This window comes from Alteromonas sp. KS69, from assembly GCF_003989595.1.
Taxonomy (GTDB): Bacteria; Pseudomonadota; Gammaproteobacteria; order Enterobacterales; family Alteromonadaceae; genus Alteromonas; species Alteromonas naphthalenivorans.
This window is the reverse complement of sequence record NZ_PYHU01000044.1, coordinates 15,853-35,377: the sequence shown is the minus strand read 5'-3', so window position 1 is coordinate 35,377 and position 19,525 is coordinate 15,853. Positions and strand designations below refer to the sequence as shown.

At 45.4% G+C, this 19,525-nt stretch carries 17 protein-coding genes and 1 other RNA gene; 10 read left to right on the top strand and 8 right to left on the bottom strand.

What is annotated here, in order from left to right; translation table 11 throughout:
- The first annotated feature begins 86 nt into the window (after positions 1 to 86).
- Positions 87 to 830, top strand: coding sequence for a YdiY family protein (locus C7Y69_RS18440; protein ID WP_126873759.1), 744 nt, complete (start codon positions 87 to 89; stop codon positions 828 to 830).
- A 103-nt stretch (positions 831 to 933) separates the two neighbouring features.
- Here C7Y69_RS18440 and serA read toward each other — a convergent pair whose 3' ends face one another.
- From serA to ssrS, 7 genes are all read right to left on the bottom strand, one after another.
- Positions 934 to 2,163, bottom strand: coding sequence for a phosphoglycerate dehydrogenase (serA, locus tag C7Y69_RS18435; RefSeq protein WP_013782973.1), 1,230 nt, complete (start codon positions 2,161 to 2,163; stop codon positions 934 to 936).
- Between the two features lie 241 nt (positions 2,164 to 2,404).
- Positions 2,405 to 3,061 carry a ribose-5-phosphate isomerase RpiA gene (gene rpiA, locus C7Y69_RS18430; RefSeq protein ID WP_013782974.1) on the bottom strand — a complete coding sequence of 219 codons (657 nt, stop codon included), beginning with the start codon at positions 3,059 to 3,061 and terminating at the stop codon, positions 2,405 to 2,407.
- A gap of 81 nt (positions 3,062 to 3,142) precedes the next feature.
- A complete protein-coding gene (locus C7Y69_RS18425) occupies positions 3,143 to 3,754 on the bottom strand; it encodes a 5-formyltetrahydrofolate cyclo-ligase (protein WP_260563698.1) in 612 nt (203 codons plus the stop codon).
- Positions 3,755 to 3,808: 54 nt separating this feature from the next.
- Positions 3,809 to 5,428, bottom strand: coding sequence for a GAF domain-containing hybrid sensor histidine kinase/response regulator (locus C7Y69_RS18420; RefSeq protein ID WP_126873757.1), 1,620 nt, complete (start codon positions 5,426 to 5,428; stop codon positions 3,809 to 3,811).
- Positions 5,429 to 5,498: 70 nt separating this feature from the next.
- Positions 5,499 to 6,440, bottom strand: a complete 942-nt coding sequence (locus tag C7Y69_RS18415) for a nucleoside hydrolase (protein WP_126873756.1) — start codon at positions 6,438 to 6,440, stop codon at positions 5,499 to 5,501.
- Between the two features lie 23 nt (positions 6,441 to 6,463).
- Positions 6,464 to 7,360, bottom strand: coding sequence for a ribokinase (locus C7Y69_RS18410; RefSeq protein WP_126873755.1), 897 nt, complete (start codon positions 7,358 to 7,360; stop codon positions 6,464 to 6,466).
- Between the two features lie 21 nt (positions 7,361 to 7,381).
- A non-coding RNA gene (gene ssrS, locus C7Y69_RS18405) (6S RNA) lies at positions 7,382 to 7,563 on the bottom strand.
- A gap of 394 nt (positions 7,564 to 7,957) precedes the next feature.
- On the opposite strand from ssrS, the gene C7Y69_RS18400 reads away from it, so the two are divergent.
- The 7 genes from C7Y69_RS18400 to C7Y69_RS18370 all read left to right on the top strand — a co-directional run bounded on the left by C7Y69_RS18400 (position 7,958) and on the right by C7Y69_RS18370 (position 16,854).
- Positions 7,958 to 8,524: a UPF0149 family protein gene (locus tag C7Y69_RS18400; RefSeq protein ID WP_013782979.1), complete on the top strand. Its 567-nt coding sequence runs from the start codon at positions 7,958 to 7,960 to the stop codon at positions 8,522 to 8,524.
- A gap of 151 nt (positions 8,525 to 8,675) precedes the next feature.
- Complete coding sequence (pepP, locus tag C7Y69_RS18395; RefSeq protein WP_013782980.1) at positions 8,676 to 10,034, top strand: Xaa-Pro aminopeptidase; 1,359 nt, start codon at positions 8,676 to 8,678, stop codon at positions 10,032 to 10,034.
- Entirely contained in the window at positions 10,031 to 11,272 is a 1,242-nt protein-coding gene (locus C7Y69_RS18390; RefSeq protein WP_013782981.1) for an FAD-dependent oxidoreductase, read from the top strand. Before pepP ends, C7Y69_RS18390 begins: the two co-directional genes overlap by 4 nt.
- Before the next feature lie 114 nt (positions 11,273 to 11,386).
- Complete coding sequence (locus tag C7Y69_RS18385; protein ID WP_013782982.1) at positions 11,387 to 12,571, top strand: FAD-dependent 2-octaprenylphenol hydroxylase; 1,185 nt, start codon at positions 11,387 to 11,389, stop codon at positions 12,569 to 12,571.
- Between the two features lie 251 nt (positions 12,572 to 12,822).
- Positions 12,823 to 14,505, top strand: coding sequence for a M28 family metallopeptidase (locus C7Y69_RS18380; RefSeq protein ID WP_260563741.1), 1,683 nt, complete (start codon positions 12,823 to 12,825; stop codon positions 14,503 to 14,505).
- Between the two features lie 71 nt (positions 14,506 to 14,576).
- The gene (locus C7Y69_RS18375) at positions 14,577 to 15,488 is read left to right on the top strand and encodes a multidrug transporter (protein WP_013782984.1); all 912 of its coding nucleotides are present in this window, start codon (positions 14,577 to 14,579) and stop codon (positions 15,486 to 15,488) included.
- Between the two features lie 61 nt (positions 15,489 to 15,549).
- Positions 15,550 to 16,854 (top strand): M24 family metallopeptidase, encoded by a 1,305-nt coding sequence (locus C7Y69_RS18370; protein ID WP_126873753.1) that lies wholly within the window; start codon positions 15,550 to 15,552, stop codon positions 16,852 to 16,854.
- Between the two features lie 146 nt (positions 16,855 to 17,000).
- On the opposite strand, the gene C7Y69_RS18365 is transcribed toward C7Y69_RS18370, so the two are convergent.
- The gene (locus C7Y69_RS18365; RefSeq protein ID WP_126873752.1) at positions 17,001 to 17,855 is read right to left on the bottom strand and encodes a LysR substrate-binding domain-containing protein; all 855 of its coding nucleotides are present in this window, start codon (positions 17,853 to 17,855) and stop codon (positions 17,001 to 17,003) included.
- Between the two features lie 137 nt (positions 17,856 to 17,992).
- On the opposite strand from C7Y69_RS18365, the gene gcvT reads away from it, so the two are divergent.
- Positions 17,993 to 19,072, top strand: coding sequence for a glycine cleavage system aminomethyltransferase GcvT (gene gcvT, locus C7Y69_RS18360; protein ID WP_013782988.1), 1,080 nt, complete (start codon positions 17,993 to 17,995; stop codon positions 19,070 to 19,072).
- Positions 19,073 to 19,098: 26 nt separating this feature from the next.
- Positions 19,099 to 19,488 carry a glycine cleavage system protein GcvH gene (gene gcvH / locus C7Y69_RS18355; protein WP_013782989.1) on the top strand — a complete coding sequence of 130 codons (390 nt, stop codon included), beginning with the start codon at positions 19,099 to 19,101 and terminating at the stop codon, positions 19,486 to 19,488.
- Positions 19,489 to 19,525: the final 37 nt, after the last annotated feature.

The following is a 19,525-nucleotide window of genomic DNA, read 5'->3' as shown; positions in this document are numbered from 1 at the left end:
GGCGCAGATTTTTCAGGCTATGCTGGCTAGCGCTTACGCAGGGTATTTACAGCATGGCAAAGGATAAAACACTACTAGGATTGCTAATGAAAAAACAGCTTCTCGCTTCACTTTTGGCCTTGTCTTTCTCTTCTGTTACTTTTGCTCAAGACGATGTTAAACCTTTCACGATGGAAGGTGAGCTAGGTATTATCGCAACAACAGGTAACACTGAAACGTCATCAATCAGTGCTGGTATTACTGCTCACCAAGAATTGCAGCAGTGGAGCAACGACTACATTCTTGAAGGTCTTTACAAGAAAGAAACGGTAGATAACGACGACGGTACTGAAGAAGAATACACATCGGCACAAAAGTTTTACGGTTCTGCACAGGGTAACTACAAGTTAGATAACCCTGATTATCGTTTGTTTGGTTTCGCATCGTATGAAGATGACCGTTTAAGTAACTTCGACTATCAATCAACACTTGCTGTGGGTTGGAACCAAAAAGTACTTGAAAATAAACGTCACACTTTAGAGTACTCAATCGGTCCTGGTTACTCGTTTGCTGAAACACAAGAAGGCGAAGAGCAGAACAGTATGATTGTTCGTGCTTCAAGTGCTTACTCTTGGAAAATTTCAGACACAGCTAAATTTACTCAAACAGTGAGTACGGAAGTGGGTTCTGATAACACGAAATCTCGTGCTGAGTCGGCGCTTACGGCTACTATTAGCGGTAACCTTTCTATGAAGCTGTCGTTTAAGTTAGACCATAACTCAAACGTATCTGACGACGTTGAAAAGCTTGATACTGAAACTGCAGTAACACTAGTTTACAACTTCTTCTAAAACCGTATTAACGGTTGTAGAAACAAAAAACGCTGTCAATTGGCAGCGTTTTTTTATGTCTTCAAAAGAGTATGACGGTAACTAACGACCGCCACCCCTAGCATTAGTGAAGAATACGGGTCTTAATCGTACCGTCAATCTGTTGTAGTTGTGCAAGCGCGTCATAAGCTCTGTCTTGCTGAACATCTACCACTACATAACCAATTTCTGCGTTAGTTTGAAGGTACTGGGCTTCAATGTTAATGCCTTTCTCTGCAAATGCTTGGTTAATCTGTGTAAGAATACCCGGCTGGTTTTTGTGCACGTGAAGCAGACGAGAGCGGCTAATGTGCTCTGGTAATGATACTTCAGGGAAGTTAACTGCAGATAAGGTAGAACCATTATCACTGTACTTCGCCAATTTACCGGCTACTTCTATGCCAATGTTTTCTTGGGCTTCTTGAGTGCTACCGCCTACATGCGGCGTAAGAATCACGTTATCAAACTTACGTAGAGGTGATTGGAATTCTTCGTTATTCGACTTAGGCTCAACGGGGAATACGTCAATAGCAGCGCCATTTAACTGCCCGCTTTCAAGTGCATCGGCAAGAGCGTCAATATCTACAACCGTTCCGCGTGAAGCATTAATAAAAATGCTGCCTTTTTTCATTTGCGCAAATTGCTCAGCTGCAAACATGTTTTGCGTTTGCTGAGTTTCAGGCACGTGAAGCGATACCACATCAGAAGTGTTTAATAGCTTCTCTAACGACTTTATCTGCGTAGAGTTACCTAATACCAACTTATCTTCAATATCGAAAAACTGTACACGCATACCAAGGTGTTCAGCAAGAATACTTAGTTGAGTACCAATGTGTCCATAACCAATAATACCCAGTGTTTTTCCACGGGCTTCGTATGAACCATTTGCTGTTTTTTCCCACTCACCGCGGTGCGCTTTAGCACTTTTGCTAGGCACTTGGCGAAGCAAAAGAATAAGCTGACCAAGCACAAGCTCTGCTACTGAACGAGTATTAGAAAATGGGGCATTAAATACCGGAATACCACGGCGCTGTGTTGCTTCTAAATTAACTTGGTTAGTACCAATACAGAAACAACCAATAGCCACCAATTTTTGAGCGGCGTCTACCACCTTCTCAGTAATTTGAGTGCGCGAACGAAGGCCAATAAAATGTGCATCTTTCACTTTCTCAACAAGCTCTTCTTCAGGAAGGGACGTTTTGAGATACTCAATATTGGTGTATCCATTATTCTTAAAGGTTTCTAGTGCACTTTGATGCACACCCTCTAACAACAATATCCGGATCTTATCCTTCTCTAGTGAAACTTTGCTCATGGATTTGCTATCTCTTAAAAAGTATTAGTATTTACAGAGCTCGAGGCTGGTGCAGGCGGGGTAGGTAAGACTGGAGCAAACCCTCCGCCGCATGGATGCGGCGGCGGAGCTCCCATGGATGGGTTCACAGCGTGTTTGCGGAAGTCTTACCTACCCCGACTAGTACTAACCTCAAACTCTCGAAAGGCCATCTAGACGTCTAAACGGAAATCTAACAGAAATCAGTTTAACTTGAAAGCTATTATTTAAAGGTATCAACACCGGTTTCGGTGGCCGATAGTACGATGTCTGCGCCACGTAGGGCGAATATGCCGTTGGTGACCACACCAGGAATATTATTAATCGACTGTTCAAGCTCTCTTGGGTTTAAGATTTCAAGGTTATGTACGTCTAAAATAACGTTGCCGTTATCGGTTACTACGCCTTGACGGTATTCAGGATCGCCGCCTAGTTTTACCAACTCGCGAGCCACAAAAGATCGCGCCATTGGAATAACTTCAACAGGAAGAGGGAATTTGCCAAGCACGGGAACGCGCTTGCTATCATCTACAATACACACGAATGTAGTTGATGCACCCGCCACAATTTTTTCCCGGGTAAGGGCTGCACCGCCGCCTTTAATCATGTGTTTGTGTTCGGTAACTTCATCAGCACCGTCGATATACACTGAAATATTGCTAACATCGTTTAGTGCGAATACTTCAATGCCTAGGGCTTCTAGCAACTTGGTAGAGGCATCAGAACTGGATACTGCCCCTTCAATGTTATTTTTAATTTTGCCGAGTTCTTCAATGAAAAAATTAACCGTGGAGCCAGTACCTACACCAACAATACTGCCGTTTTCAACATATTCGATGGCTGCTTTCGCTACTGCTTGCTTCTTTGCATTCTGATCCATAGTGACTCTCCTAACTAAATTTTCATCAGTTTACCGGAAAACCGCTAGCTAACCCACCGTGATAGGGGAATTTACGGTGCGTTATGTACGATTAAAGCTCAACTGCTGTGTTGGGGTGACAATAGCGTTTACAGGAATGTCCCAATGCTGAACCGGAAGTTGGTCTACTTGCTGGCAATCGTGGGCAATACCTATGAGCTTTGGCTTTATGATTTGTGCTTGAATGCTAGCTAACGTGCGGTCGTAATAGCCACCGCCCATGCCCAAACGATTTCCACTCGCATCAAACCCTACCAATGGCATAAGTATCACCTGATGATGGAAGGTCGGAATTACATCTGAGCAGGCTAGTATTGGCTCTTCAATGTTGTATTTGTTCACGCGCATTGGCGTTTTTTCTGTATACCGAAGAAAAAGCAGGTGGCCTTTGCAAACTGGATGCAACACAGGCAAAGAAGTATGAAGGGCAGATGCGTTGTTCAGCTTCCAGCATGCGTGCATAAAGGGGCGTAAGTCTACTTCACCGTCGTTAGGCAGGTAACAAGCAATAGATGATGCGTTGGTAATATCGGGTAATGACAAGAGGTTGTCGCGTACTGCGAAAGCAGCGTGCTGCTGCTCAGATTCAGGTAATTCATTGCGCAATGCTCTTAATGCCTTTCGCAGTGTTGCTCGTGATGTTTTTTTTGACATAATTTGTGACGTGTTCCGTTTCATACAGCAGGCTTCCAGTGGCTCCACGTTGTCTTACTTTCCTAAATAGTGATTAAGTACCCTAATAAGCTCTGCGTTTTCAACGGGCTTGGTGAGTAGGTCGTCTAAGCCATTTTTTAATAACAAATCTCGTTGCGTGATAACATCTGCGGTTAAGGCTATAACAGGTAGTGTGGCGCGCACTTTCTTAATTTGCCGAGTGGCTTCTGTTCCGTCAATTCCCGGTAAGTTAATGTCCATCAGCACCAAATCTACAGGGTTCGATTTTACATACTCTACGCCTTCTTCACCGCTATCTACAACCGATAATGGCAAACCAAGTTTATCAAATATGGTTTTAATCACTATCTGATTAATATAATGATCTTCCACTACTAGTACGTGAGAGTCTGTAGGAATATTTAGCTCTTGGGGCTGTAAAAGCGCGGGATCGTGCTCGATAGTATCGGCGCTAACTTTTTCTGCAGGAATGGCTACGCTTACGTGAGTACCTTCGTTTAGCTTACTGCTAAGTTTTATAGACCCTCCCATCAACTCAACCAGCTTCTTGGTAATATTTAGGCCTAAGCCTGTACCATCAAATTGATGCGCGTTCTCCATTCGCTCGAATGGTGCGAAGAGCTTTTTTTGTTCCTCTTCACTAATACCGATGCCTTCGTCTTTAATCGCCAGCAACAAATTCCCTTGCTTGTACTTCACTCGAATGGATACGTGCTTATTGGCATGAGTGTACTTAATGGCATTCGATAATAGGTTTAAGGCTACTTGTCCAAACTTAGTGTCGTCGAAATTAAGAGAGTAGGGAACATTGTCATCAATAACAGAATTAAAAATAACATTCCCGTCTTCAGCGCGAATTCGGGTTAACGAGAATAAATGCGTGAAAAAATCGGCTGTGCTGACGGGGCGGGGCATGACGCGCATTTTACCCGCTTCTATTTGCTTCATATCTAACACTGAGTTCACTATTTCAAGCAAGCGCTCACCGCTTTTGCTTATATGCCCAAGCGAGTCTGTAAAGTTAGTGGGCAGTGAAAATTGCTTGGCTTCGCCTTCAAGCAAATGGCTGAACGTGTTTATCGCATTTAGCGGCGTTCTTATTTCGTGGCTAATGTAGGAAAGAAAGTCAGATTTAAACTTGCTGGTTCGTTCAAGTTCTTTGTTCTTGCGTTTTAATTCCAGATGCGCAACCACTGATTCACTGAGTGTTTTAAGTGCATTGCGTTGAAGACTAGTTAGGGTTTTGGGTTTATCGCCGATTGTGCATAGCGTGCCAATGGCATGCCCAGATGGAGTAATTAGCGGTGCGCCAGCATAGAATCGAATATTTGGCTCGCCTGTTACAAGAGGGTTATCGTGAAAGCGAGGGTCTTCTTTTGCGTTGTGCACTTCAAATACTTCACGCTGTAAAATAGCATGAGAGCAAAAGGCGATATTACGGGAGGTTTCGGTGGCTTCAATTCCTACACGAGATTTGAACCATTGCCTGTCGGGGTCAACTAGGCTAATTAATGCAATGGGTGAGTCGCAAATTTGCGAAGCAAGTTGAGTTAAATCGTCGAAGAGTTGCTCGGCGTCCGTATCAAGTACATCGTAGCTTAATAGCTCTCTAAGGCGTTGTTCTTCGTTTGCTGGAACCTTGGCAGGGATCATTCTTTCACATTACCTCAACTAAAATGTGAAAGCAGGAGGCCGGCTACCATAGAACAGCCTCCTTTCACATCTATAAAGCATAGGTGTCTATGAACAATTGTTCCAATTTAGCGTGATCTACTTTTGTAGCCACTTTAATGGTGTTCGCATTGTTCCACAGTGGGCTAGGGGTTGTACCCTTAGGGGCCACTGCTGTTTGACCACGATCTAGCTCGCCAGTACCAACACGCACTTGACCTTCGGTGAGTTCGAATAACTCAGGGTGGCGTAAATGTGCAAGCGGGAATGCATCGTGGAAGAAACAAACACGATCTTCACGATTAGCTGAATAGAAATCCATATAGAACTGGGCAGTGTCTTTCACAAAACCACCAAGCTTCGCATTCTTTTCTTCTAATGTTTCAACAAAAGAAGGAGAAAACGGCGTGTCGTTAGTTACGTCTAAGCCGAACATGGTTAAGTCCCAATCTGCACCGAATACAATTTCGGCAGCGTAGGCATCGTTCCAAATGTTAGCTTCGGCAAGTGGCGTTACGTTGCCACGTACAAATGCAGCACCACCCATAATGGTGACGCCCTTTACTAACTTGGGCAGTTCTGGCTCTAAACGTAGTGCTAGCGCTAGGTTACCTAATGGGCCAATAGCCACAAGCGTCACTTCGCCAGGGTACTTACGGGCCATATCCACAATAAACTGAGCAGAGCTACGAGGGTCTAGTTCGGTTTTAGGCGCTTCTGGTTTAATGTGACCAAAGCCATAATCACCATGTACAAAATGCGCGTACGTTGATTCAGGACCTACCCAAGGCATACCAACACCTTTGGTTACTGGAATGTCTTTACCTGCAATTTCGCAAAGGGTAAGGGCATTTTGTGCCGCCATGGTGACAGGTACGTTACCGTAAACAGTAGTTAAACCAAGTACTTCAATATCTGGAGACTGAAACGCAAAAAATATTGCCATCGCATCATCGATGCCAGGATCCGTATCTAAAATTATCTTATGTGCCATTAATAATACTCTAGTGCGTTTTCTTATTTAGTGTGCTTTGCCAAAAAACGGTCAACTTCTTTCTGCGTAGGAATACTTTGCGCCGCGCCTTCACGTGTAACCGCAATAGCAGAAGCTGCACAACCTCTAATTAATGCACGTTTGGCATCAGTGTGAGTACTGTAAGCAGACAAAAAGTAACCTATAAAAGTATCGCCAGCGGCTGTGGTATCTACTGCATCAACAGAAAACGCTTCCACTTCTATGGTATCGCTTCCTCTTAACATCATTACACCCGCTTTACCTAGTGTAATGATAACTTCGCAATGAGACCACTGCTCTTTAAATACCGTAAGAATATCGTCTAATTCTTCTTTATCCGTTAATGCTGCTGCTTCCGTCTCGTTTACAATCAGTAAATCGATACAATCTAAAGGAAGGGCTTTAACCGACTCACTCATAGGTGCAGGGTTAAAGGCAACTTTAAGCTGACTTTCTTTTGCCAAGCGAAGTACGTCAGCAATACTGCTGGTTTCGTTTTGGGTAAGTACCCAATCGGAAGACGACGTATCTAACAACGCTTTGTTTACGGTATCGGCAGTAATGGTTTGGTTTGCGCCACCAAATAACACAATAGCATTTTCGCCACTGGGCGTTACTTGAATAATGGCATGACCTGAAGGGGTTTCAGAGCATTTAACGCCACGACAATCTACGCCTTTTTTAATGAGCGTTTGTTTGAACGTTGCGTCATTTTCATGAATGCTGCCTACGTGACGAACATCTGCACCGGCTTGCGCTAGGGCAATGGATTGGTTCGCACCTTTACCACCAAGTAATTGTTGGTAGTGAGTAGACGCAAGAGTTTCACCAGGTTGAACGAAGTGATCTACCTGATAAACATGATCGATATTAATAGAGCCAAAATTTATTATTGCCATTTCTTCTTCCGTCGAAAGAGGGCGTCTCCCGAAATGCCGCTGTTCATCGTTCGCCCGTGAACCGAAAGTTCAGGGCGGAAGCATCACTATGGCCGTAGGCTTCTCGATACGAGCCGAGCTTGCACAGTAGCCATTGTTTCAACTTCCTAGTTTAATAGCATCGGCCAGGGACAAGAGTGAACTGGCGAACATTCCAGGAAACATTGTTATTGTATAACGCAACAGGGTATATCAAACGCGGTGTGGGGTGAAGTAGATCACCAAAGCGCCAATGAATTATTTGCGTAGCTAATTTAACCATTACTGATGAGATTCGATAAATCTAATCTTGACCAGTTGGTCAGCAATTATACACGCTATTCACTTAAGCTCAAATTTGCTTCGCTTAAGTGTGGCCTACCTTATTCATTTACCTTAATCTGCTGCAAAGGAAGTTCCATATCCAATAACGACGATCATAGAGCAATTGATCCTAGGTTGCCAGTTAAAACCCATAAGACCAGTACTACTTGAATAACATCTGACCAAATCACCAATGGTGTGTTTTATAGCGCTATTTTGCTAATATTAAGTTTCAACGAAAAAGGAAACCTATTTGTGGAAAAACAGCTCGATTACGACAGCGTTAGCAACAAGTTATCGCAACACGGCATAGTAGTAGATGGCGCCGAAGTTCACGGTATTTTATGTGGCATGTTGTGTGGCGGAATGTCGCTAACCGATCAGAAGTGGCTTTCTGCATTAAGTGACACTATTAATCAAGGTGAAAACTTCAACGATGCGACCACTTATCTGTTAAACACATTGTTTAATCAAACGTGTCAGCAGTTACTTGAACCAGAGTTCGCCTTACAGTTGATGCTGCCTGACGATCAAGCCCCTATCAATGACAGAGGCGAAGCGTTAATTAATTGGGTGCACGGCTTTATGTTAGGGTTTGGCCTACACCAGCAAGATTTAATGCAATGTTCTGCCGATGTGAAAGAAGCATTAGAAGATTTTGCTGACATCGCCCGTATGGAAGAACCTATGGATGCCGATGAAGAGTCGGAGCGCGCCTTATTTGAAGTAATGGAATACGTGAAGATTTCCGCTATTTTGTGCTTCAGCGAATTAGGGCAGTCTTTACTTGATGATCAGCAAGATAAGCCATCTGTTCATTAAATAAATAATCTCAAGCTTGTTGGAACGCGTAAGCAATAAAACGTTGTTCCATAAGGCATGAGTGAAGTGACAAGCAAGAGTAATCTTTCGAATAGCATGATCGTCATTAGATGCATGAGTTTTATAATATTGATGAAGAAAGGCGAATGAGATGATTAGTGCGCAAGAATTTATCGCTCGTCAAGATAGACTGTTAGCGCAATGTTTGCCTAATAGTGTCTGTGTTATTCCGGCAGCAGGTTTAGTGACCCGAAGCCGAGATACTGAATACTTGTTCAGACAAAACAGCGACTTTTGGTATTTAACCGGGTTTGAAGAAGCCGACGCTTGGTTAATTTTATCGAATCATCCACGCTATGGTGAAAGTTATCGTGCCATGGTGTGTTTACCAAAAGATAAAGACGCTGAAATTTGGCAAGGCAGACGTTTAGGCGCAGAAGCGGCACTATCACGCTTCAGCCTAGATGAAGCCTTTGAGCTATCTGAACTAGGCGATGCTTTGCTTGAATCACTTCAAGGCCAAGACCATCTTTATTTCGCCTTAGGTGAAAATGAAGAAGCCGATGCACAGGTGAATAGCGCTGTTGCTACTTTGCGCAATGCACCAAAAGAAGCCTTAGCGCCCAAAACTATTACCGACGTTCGCCCTATTTTGCATGAAATGCGGGTGTTTAAATCGGCCTGTGAAGTGGCCATGATGAAAGCCGCCGCAGAAATTACCGCCCGCGCGCACAAGCGGGCTATGCAATATGCCAAACCTGGCTGCTTCGAATATCAACTGGAAGCGGAATTACATCATGAGTTCGCTATGGCAGGTGCTCGCGCGCCGGCTTACAGCACAATTGTGGGTAGCGGTGAAAATGCCTGTATTTTGCATTACACCGAAAATTCATCGCAAATCCAAGACGGCGATTTAGTACTAATAGACGCAGGCGCTGAATTTCAGGGTTATGCCGCAGACATTACCCGTACTTTCCCCGTAAATGGTAAATTTACTAAGCCACAGCGCGAGATATATGAGTTGGTGTTAAAAGCACAAGAGAGTGTATTGGCCATGCTTGGGCCAGGTATTACCTTAACCGATGCTATGACCCACAGCGCTGAAGTCATCACCGAAGGCTTGGTTGCCCTTGGCGTGTTAAAAGGCTCGGTAGGTGAAAACCTTGACCAAAAAGCATGGCGGCAGTTTTACATGCACGGGCTAGGGCACTTTTTAGGCTTAGATGTGCATGATGTAGGTAACTACAAATTGAACGGCCAAGACCGCTTATTAAAACCCGGCATGGTGCTTACCGTAGAACCGGGTATTTATATTGCTAGCGACAGCGATGTGCCTGAACAATACAAAGGTATTGGGGTGCGTATTGAAGATGATGTTGTGGTGACTGCAACAGGCGTAGACATCCTAACCGCCGATGTACCTAAAACGGTGAAAGACATCGAAGCCCTGATACAGCCAGCTAATAAAGAAAGTAAAAAAGAAAATACAAAAGAAGGTTCTAAAGCGTGAGCCAGCAAGACGTAGTGATTGTAGGTGGCGGCATAGTAGGCTGCGTGTTGGCTAAAGGCCTATCTGAACAAGCGGGCCTTTCGGTGACTTTGGTAGATGCCGCCAGCCCCTCAAATGCAGCTAGCTCTTCCAATGCAAGCAGCTCCTCTAATGAAAGCAACGTCTTTAACCCGTTAACCGATACGCGGGTAATCGCCCTTGCTAGGCGAACAGTCAATGAGTTAAATGCCATGGGCGTAGGGCTAGCTGAGCTAGCAAAACAAAATCAAGGCAAAATTGAACATATTGAAGTAAGCGATAAAGGTGGTATTGGCTTAACGAATTTATCGAGCAGTGAATTTGGTATTAATACCTTTGGGCAAGTAGTGTCGCTAAGTGCGCTTACCCATAATGTGATGTCGCAAAGCAAGCAGTATCAGCACATTGCACCCGCCACGGTCACTCATTTAGCCCGTGAAACCGACAGTACGCTAGTCACGCTTAATAACGGCAGCACCATTAATGCAAAACTTTTGGTGATTGCCGATGGTGGTCGCTCTTCACTTGCTCAGCAAGTAGGGCTAACCCGCCACACTGACGATTACCAGCAAGTGGCTATTATCTTCAATGCCCATACTAGCGAGCCTCATCACAACAAAGCTTACGAGCGTTTTACCAAAAACGGGCCCGTTGCATTTTTACCTTTCGACAGTGAAATTAATGGGCATGTGGCGAAAGGAAAGGGGTTTTCCGTAGTATGGACGGTTGCTCGTGAGCACGCGGAATCACTTATTCAGCTTAGCCCTGAAGCGTTTATTCGGCGGTTACAGCAAGAATTTGGTTACCGGCAGGGGCAAATTACAGCCATCAGTGAATTGGCTAGCTACCCACTAGCATTAAGTTACACCGATGCACTTACCAGCCATCGTGCGGTAGTGGTAGGTAATGCGGCCCAAGCGTTGCACCCAATTGCAGGGCAAGGGTTTAACCTTGGACTTCGCGATATTATTACCTTGGTGAACACGCTTAAAGGCGTGACCGATCCGGGGGAATTTAACGTACTTAATGATTACGCCGCCAAGCGCAGTAAAGACAGAACCGCCACTATTACGTTAACCGACACGTTAGTACGTACGTTTTCGAATAGTCATTTCCCCTTAGTGGCAGCAAGAAATATGGCACTAACTGCATTAAATGTGATACCAAGTGCGAAGCGTGCGTTTGTGCAGCAAACCACAGGATATGGGCGCAGTGTTTAAGCTATAGGGCTGGCAGGAAAAAGTTAGTATCAAAAGCCTAGCACCAAGAAGCTAAAACCAAGAAGCTAAAACCAAGATCTAGAACCCAAAAAAACAGAAAAAAAGAGAGCCGATATGCAACATGCCGATATCGCCATTGTAGGCGGTGGAATAGTAGGGTTAACCCTAGCCGCAGCGCTAAAAGACGCGCCGTGCCGTATCGCTATTATAAATAAAGGCTTGATAGACCAGCCACTAGGCGACAAGCCAGGGGCACGGGTTAGCGCAATTAATCAGGCTAATATTAGCGCGTTGAAAAAAGCCGATGTTTGGCAGCATATCGATGCAAGCAGAGCTAACCCGTACAATGCCATGCACGTGTGGGATAAAGACAGCTTTGGTGATATTCACTTTGCAGGTAACGATACTGGGGGTGAACTAGAAAGCGATACCTTGGGCGTTATTATCGAAAATCTTGCTTTAGTTAATGGCCTAGCCCATTCGGTACTAAAGCAAGATAACGTTGTGGTAATTGATACCACCATAGAGCGTGTATTAAGTAGCTCTCAGCAAAACATGCTAATGCTAGAAAACGGCGATGCGCTGTCGTGCAGATTATTAGTGGGCGCCGACGGTGCTAATTCCTTCGTGCGCAAACAAGCTAATTTTCCTATTACGTTTCGCGATTACGAACACACCGCCATTGTTGCAAACATTCGTACCCAACAACCTCATGAAAACGTAGCGCGCCAAGCATTCACGCCAACAGGGCCATTAGCGTTATTGCCTATGCGCGACCCCAATGTATGCTCTATTGTATGGTCGCAAACCCCAGATGCTGCTAAAACCTTACAAGGGTATTCCGATAGCGAATTTTGTAATGCGCTAGTAGCGGCAAGCAACAATGCATTAGGCCCAGTATCGCTTGAAACCTCTAGAACCGCATTTCCGCTAACGATGCGTTATGCCCGAGAATGGGCAAAAGACGGCATAGTGCTGGTGGGCGATGCTGCCCACACTATTCATCCATTGGCGGGGCAGGGGGCCAACTTAGGTATGCAAGACGCATTAGCCTTGGCTGCATTACTCGGCACCTTGTTAGAGGAACAAAAAGACATAGGCCAGCTTCGTTACCTGCGCCCTTACGAGCGAGCGCGTAAAACCGAGGCAATGAAGATGATTGCCGCGATGGACGGGTTTAAATTTTTATTCGATGGCAACGACCCGCTTAAGAAGCTAATTAGAGGTGTAGGCTTAGCCGCTACCGATAAACTTAGCGCGGTTAAACAGGCTTTTGTCAACCACGCAATGGGGCTTTAAACACATTCAGGCACAACCGATCACATTTTCAGTCACGTTATCAGCCACATTCAAGCCGCATACAAAAGCAGCCAAATACGCCCAAATGCATACCAACGATTGAGCTAGGCGCTGTATAACGATACTCTTAAGGTATCTGTTTTATACAAGCGCCTAAATTAATGATAATTCGTCAATTTATCCAGAAAGTTTGTTTTACTTCTTCGTTTACTGTTCGCACCTCTTCACTTACTACCAGTAAGTCTGGGCTAATGGCTTTTGCCTTATTGGCGCTAGCCAGTATAGGATCAGCCAGTGTAGCGCTACCCGCGTTAGCGCAGGCAGATACGCCTTCAACGCTTGCCATCAGCGACAGCGACTTAGACTTATATCGTACTCATGTTAGTACGTTAGCAAGCGACAAGTTTGAAGGCCGCGGGCCCTTGTCAGCAGGCGAAACCCTTACCGTTAATTATTTAGTGGAAGCCTACAAAGCCCTTGGTTTAAAACCGGCTTTTGGCGATAGCTACACCCAGCCTGTGCCCTTGGCAAAAATTACCCCTTCAAGTGATATGGCCTTAACCTTAGGCCAGCACACCTTTGCTGGTGGCAGTGCATTCACCGCTAGAACTCAACGAATTGTGAAAGACATCACATTAAAAAATAGCGATGTCATTTTTGTGGGCTACGGCATTAATGCGCCTGAATATAATTGGAATGACTACGCTGGGTTAGATGTGAAAGGCAAAACAGTGGTTATGCTGGTGAACGACCCTGGCTTTGCGTCAAAAGACCCTGACTTATTCCAAGGCAATGCCATGACCTACTATGGCCGCTGGACTTACAAGTACGAAGAAGCCGCCCGTCAAGGCGCTGAAGCCGTATTTATTGTTCACGAAACCATGCCTGCTGGTTATGGCTGGGGTGTGGTTGAAAACTCTAACTCAAATACCAAATTCACCTTAGTAGATAACAATAAAAACTTATCTCAAGTTGGCGTAATGGGGTGGTTACATCTTAATACGGCACGTACGGTGTTCGAACAAGCTGGGCTAGATTACGCCGCACTTAAAGAACAAGCATCAACGCCAGGGTTCAAACCTATTCCTATGAAAGTGAAAGCCTCGTTGACCTTTTCAAATACCATCACCCATGCTCAGTCGCTGAACGTAGCCGCCATATTGCCCGGCGCATCGGCCGCAGACGAGTGGGTAATGTTGCATGCCCATTGGGATCACTTAGGGAAAAGTGAGAAAAACGGTAAAACCGTGATTTATAATGGCGCGGTAGATAATGCCTCGGGCGTGGCCGGAGTGCTAACCCTAGCCAATAACTTGGTAGCACAAAGCGAGCAAACACCGTTTGAACGTACCCTAATGTTCAGTGCATTTACTGCCGAAGAAACCGGCTTACTGGGCGCCGATCACTTTGCCAAAAATCCGCCTATTCCAACCGCTAATATGGTGGCGTTTTTAAATATAGACGGCATGAACGTAAATAACGCGGTAGATTATATTTTGCAGTATGGCGAAGGGTACTCTTCACTTGAAGATGATTTAAGTGCTACTGCCGCAGCGCAAGGGCGCTCGGTGAAGCTCGATCCGCGCCCACAAAATGGGTTGTTCTTTCGCTCTGATCATTTCGCGCTTGCTCGCCAAGGCGTGCCTTCATTATTGTTTATGAGCTTAGGCGATACCGACCCTAATTTTATAGCCAACCGCTACCACAAAGCCGACGACGATTACCTACCAAGCTGGACATTGGGCGGTGTACAACAAGACTTAGCTTTAATTGGCACCATGATGTCTAATTTAGCAAACGGCCAGCAATGGCCGGTGTGGAAACGCGATTCAGACTTTAAGAAAAAACGCTTGATAGACAGACCAGAGGCACCGGCCGCCGGCTTAGTTGAAACAGCGGCTGAAACAGCAGAGTCTGAAGCACCAAAACAGTAGTACGGCTGATATTTAATGGCCGTTCTAAAGCGGCGGTTTAAAACATCTAAACAATAAGCGAATTAACATCTATGAGCTGGGTATTTTTCACCCTTGGTGCGGTAGTAATGCAAACCGTGCGAAATGCCCTGCAAAGCAAACTTAGCGCTCACGTCGATACCGTGGGCGTTACCCTTTCTCGGTTTTTATTCGCACCACCCATAGCCCTAATTTATTTAATTATTCTGCATACAGTTTCACCTCAGCCTCTTCCTTCTTTTGGAAGCTCTTTAGTAGAAGCATCAAGCGCTTCGTTTAGCCTCTCATTTATAGTCGTTGTACTGTTAGCCTCGGTACTTCAAATTGCAGCCACCGCGTTTATGGTGGTGTTATTCAAACAAAAGAACTTTGCCATTGGAGCAGGGCTTGCCAAAAGTGAAGCGCTGGTGGCGGGCGTGCTAGGTATGCTGTTTTTTGGCAGCTATTTAACGTTACTCGGATGGATAGGCATTGGAATAGGTGGGCTAGCCGTATTTGTCTTAAGTAGTGGCAACAAAGCGCAGGGCTTAAGTTTAAAAACCTTGTTGATAGGCATAGCGTGTGGAACCTGCTTTGCACTTACCTCGTTATTTGTTCGCGAAGCCAGCCATATGCTAGCCATGCCTTTTGTGCACAGTGCTGCTTGGGTGTTGTTGTGGGTGTTATGTATTCAGGCCGTTGGTTTAAGCAGTTATATTTTGGTTACCAAACCTCAAGTGTTTAAACAGATTGTTGGGCGTTTACCCCACTGCATTACTATTAGTGCGGTGAGTTGCTTCGGCTCTATATGCTGGTTTACTGCCATGGCGCTGCAACATGTGGCGTTAGTAAAAACTTTAGGGCAATTAGAAGTATTATTAACCTTGCTGCTAGCGCACTATTGGCTTAAAAATAAAGTCACCTTGCAAGAAATAGTGGGCTTGTTACTCATTGCCCTAGCGGCGGTGCTAGTTATGTGGGCCTAGTGTGGGCTTAACCCTCAAAAATAGTCTTTCGGCAGATAAAAATCTATAAAAAGGAATGATGATGAACAAACGCGATTTTCTAAAGCTTTCTGGCGCAGCAACATTGGCCCCTCTTACCTTAGCATCCACCGCAGCTTTCGCTGATGCCAATGACGCTGGGAGTGCTAGTGCAAATAGCAGTTCGTCATCGTTACAATCTATTACTTCTGGTGTTTCGCCCATTACCAATGCCGAGCGTGAAGCGCGTATTAAAAAAGCGCAGTCGTTAATGGCGCAGCATAATATGGCTGCCATGATCATAGAGCCGGGCGCGGCCATGGATTATTTCTCGGGTATTCAGTGGTGGCGCAGCGAGCGCTTAACCGCATTAGTTATTCCGCAAAAAGGTGAGGTAGCCGTGGTTACTCCCTTCTTTGAACAACCCAGTGTGTTAGAAAGTTTAAAAGTGGGCGACGACGTTCGAGTATGGCAAGAACACGAAAGCCCGTTCGATGTGGTCGCTAACATATTAAAATCTCGCAGTATCGAAAGAGGCAATATTGGCTTTGAAAGCAGCGTTCGCTATTTTGTAGTAACAGGCGTAACCAAGGCACTGCCTAATATGAATATTGTAGCAGCCGAGCCGGTTACCCGCGGCTGTAGAATGTATAAAACGGCGGCTGAACTTACCCTTATGCATAAAGCCAACGAAGTCACCCTTCGCGCTTACGAGTATGTATTCAGCAAACTTGAAATTGGCATGAGCCAAGCCCAAGTGAAAAGCTTGATGAATAGCGCACAGCAACAATTGGGCGGCAGTGGCGCATGGTGCTTAGCGTTGTTCAACGACGCCAGTGCGTACCCGCATGGCACCAATGCCAAACAAACCATTAGTGAAGGCTCGGTAATATTGTTAGACAGCGGCTGTAGCGTACATGGGTATCAGTCGGACATTAGCCGTACATTGGTATTTGGTAAAGCATCACAGCAGGTGGTAGATGTTTGGAATACCGTGCGTGAAGGCCAAAACGTGGCGTTTGCTGCGGCTAAAATAGGTACGGCTGCTGGCAAAGTAGATGATGCGGTTCGCAAGTATTATGTTACCCAAGGCTACGATAAAGACTACGCGTTGCCAGGCTTAAGCCACCGTACCGGCCATGGTATTGGTATGGAAGGCCACGAAAGCGTGAACTTTGTGCGCGGCGAAACCACGCCACTTAACAAAGGCATGTGCTTTTCAAACGAACCCGGCTTATACATACCAGGCAAATTCGGTGTGCGCCTAGAAGACTGTTTATACATGACCGACAAAGCGCCGGTTTACTTTACCGAACCACCAGAAAGTATTGAAAAACCGTTGGGTAAATTGGTGCCTTTAAGTGCGTAAAGCAAGGTGACGGTGGGCTAGTTTCTGGTATGTGGCTTGGTATTCAGCATCTATCTAGTAGCTAATATCTAACAGTGCGTCGGCTTTTAAATGCCCATATCGGCGGTTTTCAAAAGTATGAAAGCCGCGGCGTTTAGCGTTAGCGCTTACGCACTGTCTTTTAGTCGCGAGGTGATAAACTCCGCCAACGTTTTACTAATAACCGGGTGTTGGGTGTCTTGGTTAAATAGGCAAATATTCACTCTGCCTAGTTTGGGTAGTTTGGGGTGGTTAAGGGGCGCTAGGTTTGGCGGTAAACTAGAGCGGGCAAGGGCGGTAATGCCCAAACCTTGTTGAATAGCCGCTACCAAACCGCCTAAATCGGCGTTGGTATAGGTAATTTTCCACGCAAAGGTTTGCTGTTTTAGTTCTTCTATCACCCGGCTTCGGTACATACAGCCATCGGGGGCAAGCACCAACGGAATGCTGTCGCCTACAAAAGGGCGGGTGGCATCACCTACCCATACTACTTCATCTTCAAGTACCACTTCCCCTTTGGTATCTTCACTAGGGTTTACCAGCGCTAAAATTAAATCGAAATGATCGCGCTGGCTAGGGTGCAGTAAATCGCGGCTAAGTGATGAGGTAACTTCAAGCGACACATCAGGGTAGCGCTTCGAAAATTCACCAATAAGCCCAGGCAATAAGGTAGATGCAAATTCGTTAGGAATACCTAAACGCAACCGGCCACTTAACGGCGCAGGAATTAGGCTTTTAAATATGTTGTCGTTAAGCTCTAGTAATTCCTTGGCTTTAGGGTAAAGCCAATTGCCATCGGCGCTAGGCAAGTGCCGTTGGCCTACTTTAGTAAACAGCTTTCGCTCTAACTGGGATTCTAGTTTTTTTATTTGCAAACTAATAGCAGGCTGAGAACGGCCCACAAATTCCCCCGCTTTGGCATAGCCGCCAAGCTCTATAACACTCACAAAAGTGCGCAAATTATCTAGCGATAGCTGCTTCATTAAGATTTGAATTCCTGATGTAGTAAATCGTAAACATTACCTTTATAAATGTATTGATAAGAATTTTCAATTTGTTGTGCTTTATTTCACTCACTATACTCGATGGTGTTTTCTACCCTTACCTAAGAGAATGTGGAATGTCTAACACCACCGCCCTACATGCAAAGCACCTAGAATCTGGTGCCAAAATGGTTGATTTCTTTGGCTGGGATATGCCAATTAACTATGGTTCGCAAATAGAAGAGCATCACGCTGTTCGCCAAGATGCAGGCATGTTTGACGTGTCGCACATGACCATTGTTGATGTAAAAGGCACACAAGCCAAAGCATACCTTCAACACCTTCTTGCCAACGACGTTGCTAAACTTCAAATAAAAGGCAAAGCGCTATACAGCGGCATGCTTAATGAAGAAGGCGGCGTGGTAGATGATTTAATTGTTTATTACTTCGATGAAACTAACTATCGCCTAGTAGTAAATTCAGCCACACGCGAAAAAGACATGAACTGGCTTAATAGCAACGCCGAAGGTTTCGACGTATCTATTACCGAACGCCCAGAATTCGCCATGATTGCCGTGCAAGGCCCTAACGCCAAAGAAAAAGCCGCAACGCTTTTCAGCGCCGCGCAAAAAGAAGCGGTTGCAGGCATGAAGCCATTTTTCGGTGTGCAAGCTGAAGATTTATTTATTGCTACTACGGGTTACACCGGTGAAGCAGGCTACGAAATTATGGTGCCTACTAGTGAAGCCGCTGGCTTCTGGCAAAACTTGCTAGACGCAGGCGTTAAGCCTTGCGGTTTAGGTGCACGTGACACCCTTCGTTTAGAAGCAGGCATGAACTTGTACGGCCAAGATATGGATGAAACCGTATCGCCACTAGCCGCTAACATGGGCTGGACTATTACGTGGGAACCAAGCGACCGTAACTTTGTTGGCCGCAGCGCACTAGAAGCACAGCGTGAAGCCGGTACCGACAAGTTAGTTGGCTTAGTGATGACAGATAAAGGCGTGTTGCGCCACGGTCAAAAAATTAGAACCGAAAGCGGCGAAGGCATTATTACCTCGGGCACATTTTCACCTACATTAGGCCACTCTGTTGCGTTAGCACGAGTACCTTCAGATGTTGGCGAAACTGTTGAGGTGGAAATGCGCAAAAAGTGGGTTACAGTAAAAGTGGTTAAGCCCTCCTTTGTTCGCAACGGAAAAAGTGTTTTATAAGTTAACAGAGAATAACAGGAACGATTATGAGCAACATTCCAACAGATTTACGTTACGCATCTACCCACGAATGGGTTCGCCCAGAAGGTGACGGGGTATTCACAGTAGGTATTTCTGAGCACGCTCAAGGCTTGCTTGGCGATATGGTATTTGTAGAACTGCCAGACGTTGGCGACACCGTAAGTACTGGCGACGATATCGCTGTTGCTGAATCGGTAAAAGCGGCTTCAGACGTTTACGCGCCTATTAGCGGCGAAGTCGTTGGCGTTAATGAAGACCTAGAAGATTCACCAGAGCTTGTAAACTCAGACCCTTACGGCGATGGCTGGTTATTCAAAATTAAAGCAGATGATGCCGAAGAAGTTGAAGGCTTGTTAGACGCTGAAGGTTATGAAAACAGCATTGACGAAGAATAATTCGTTAGTTGCTTCTAAACCGGAGCGTAGTAACCAG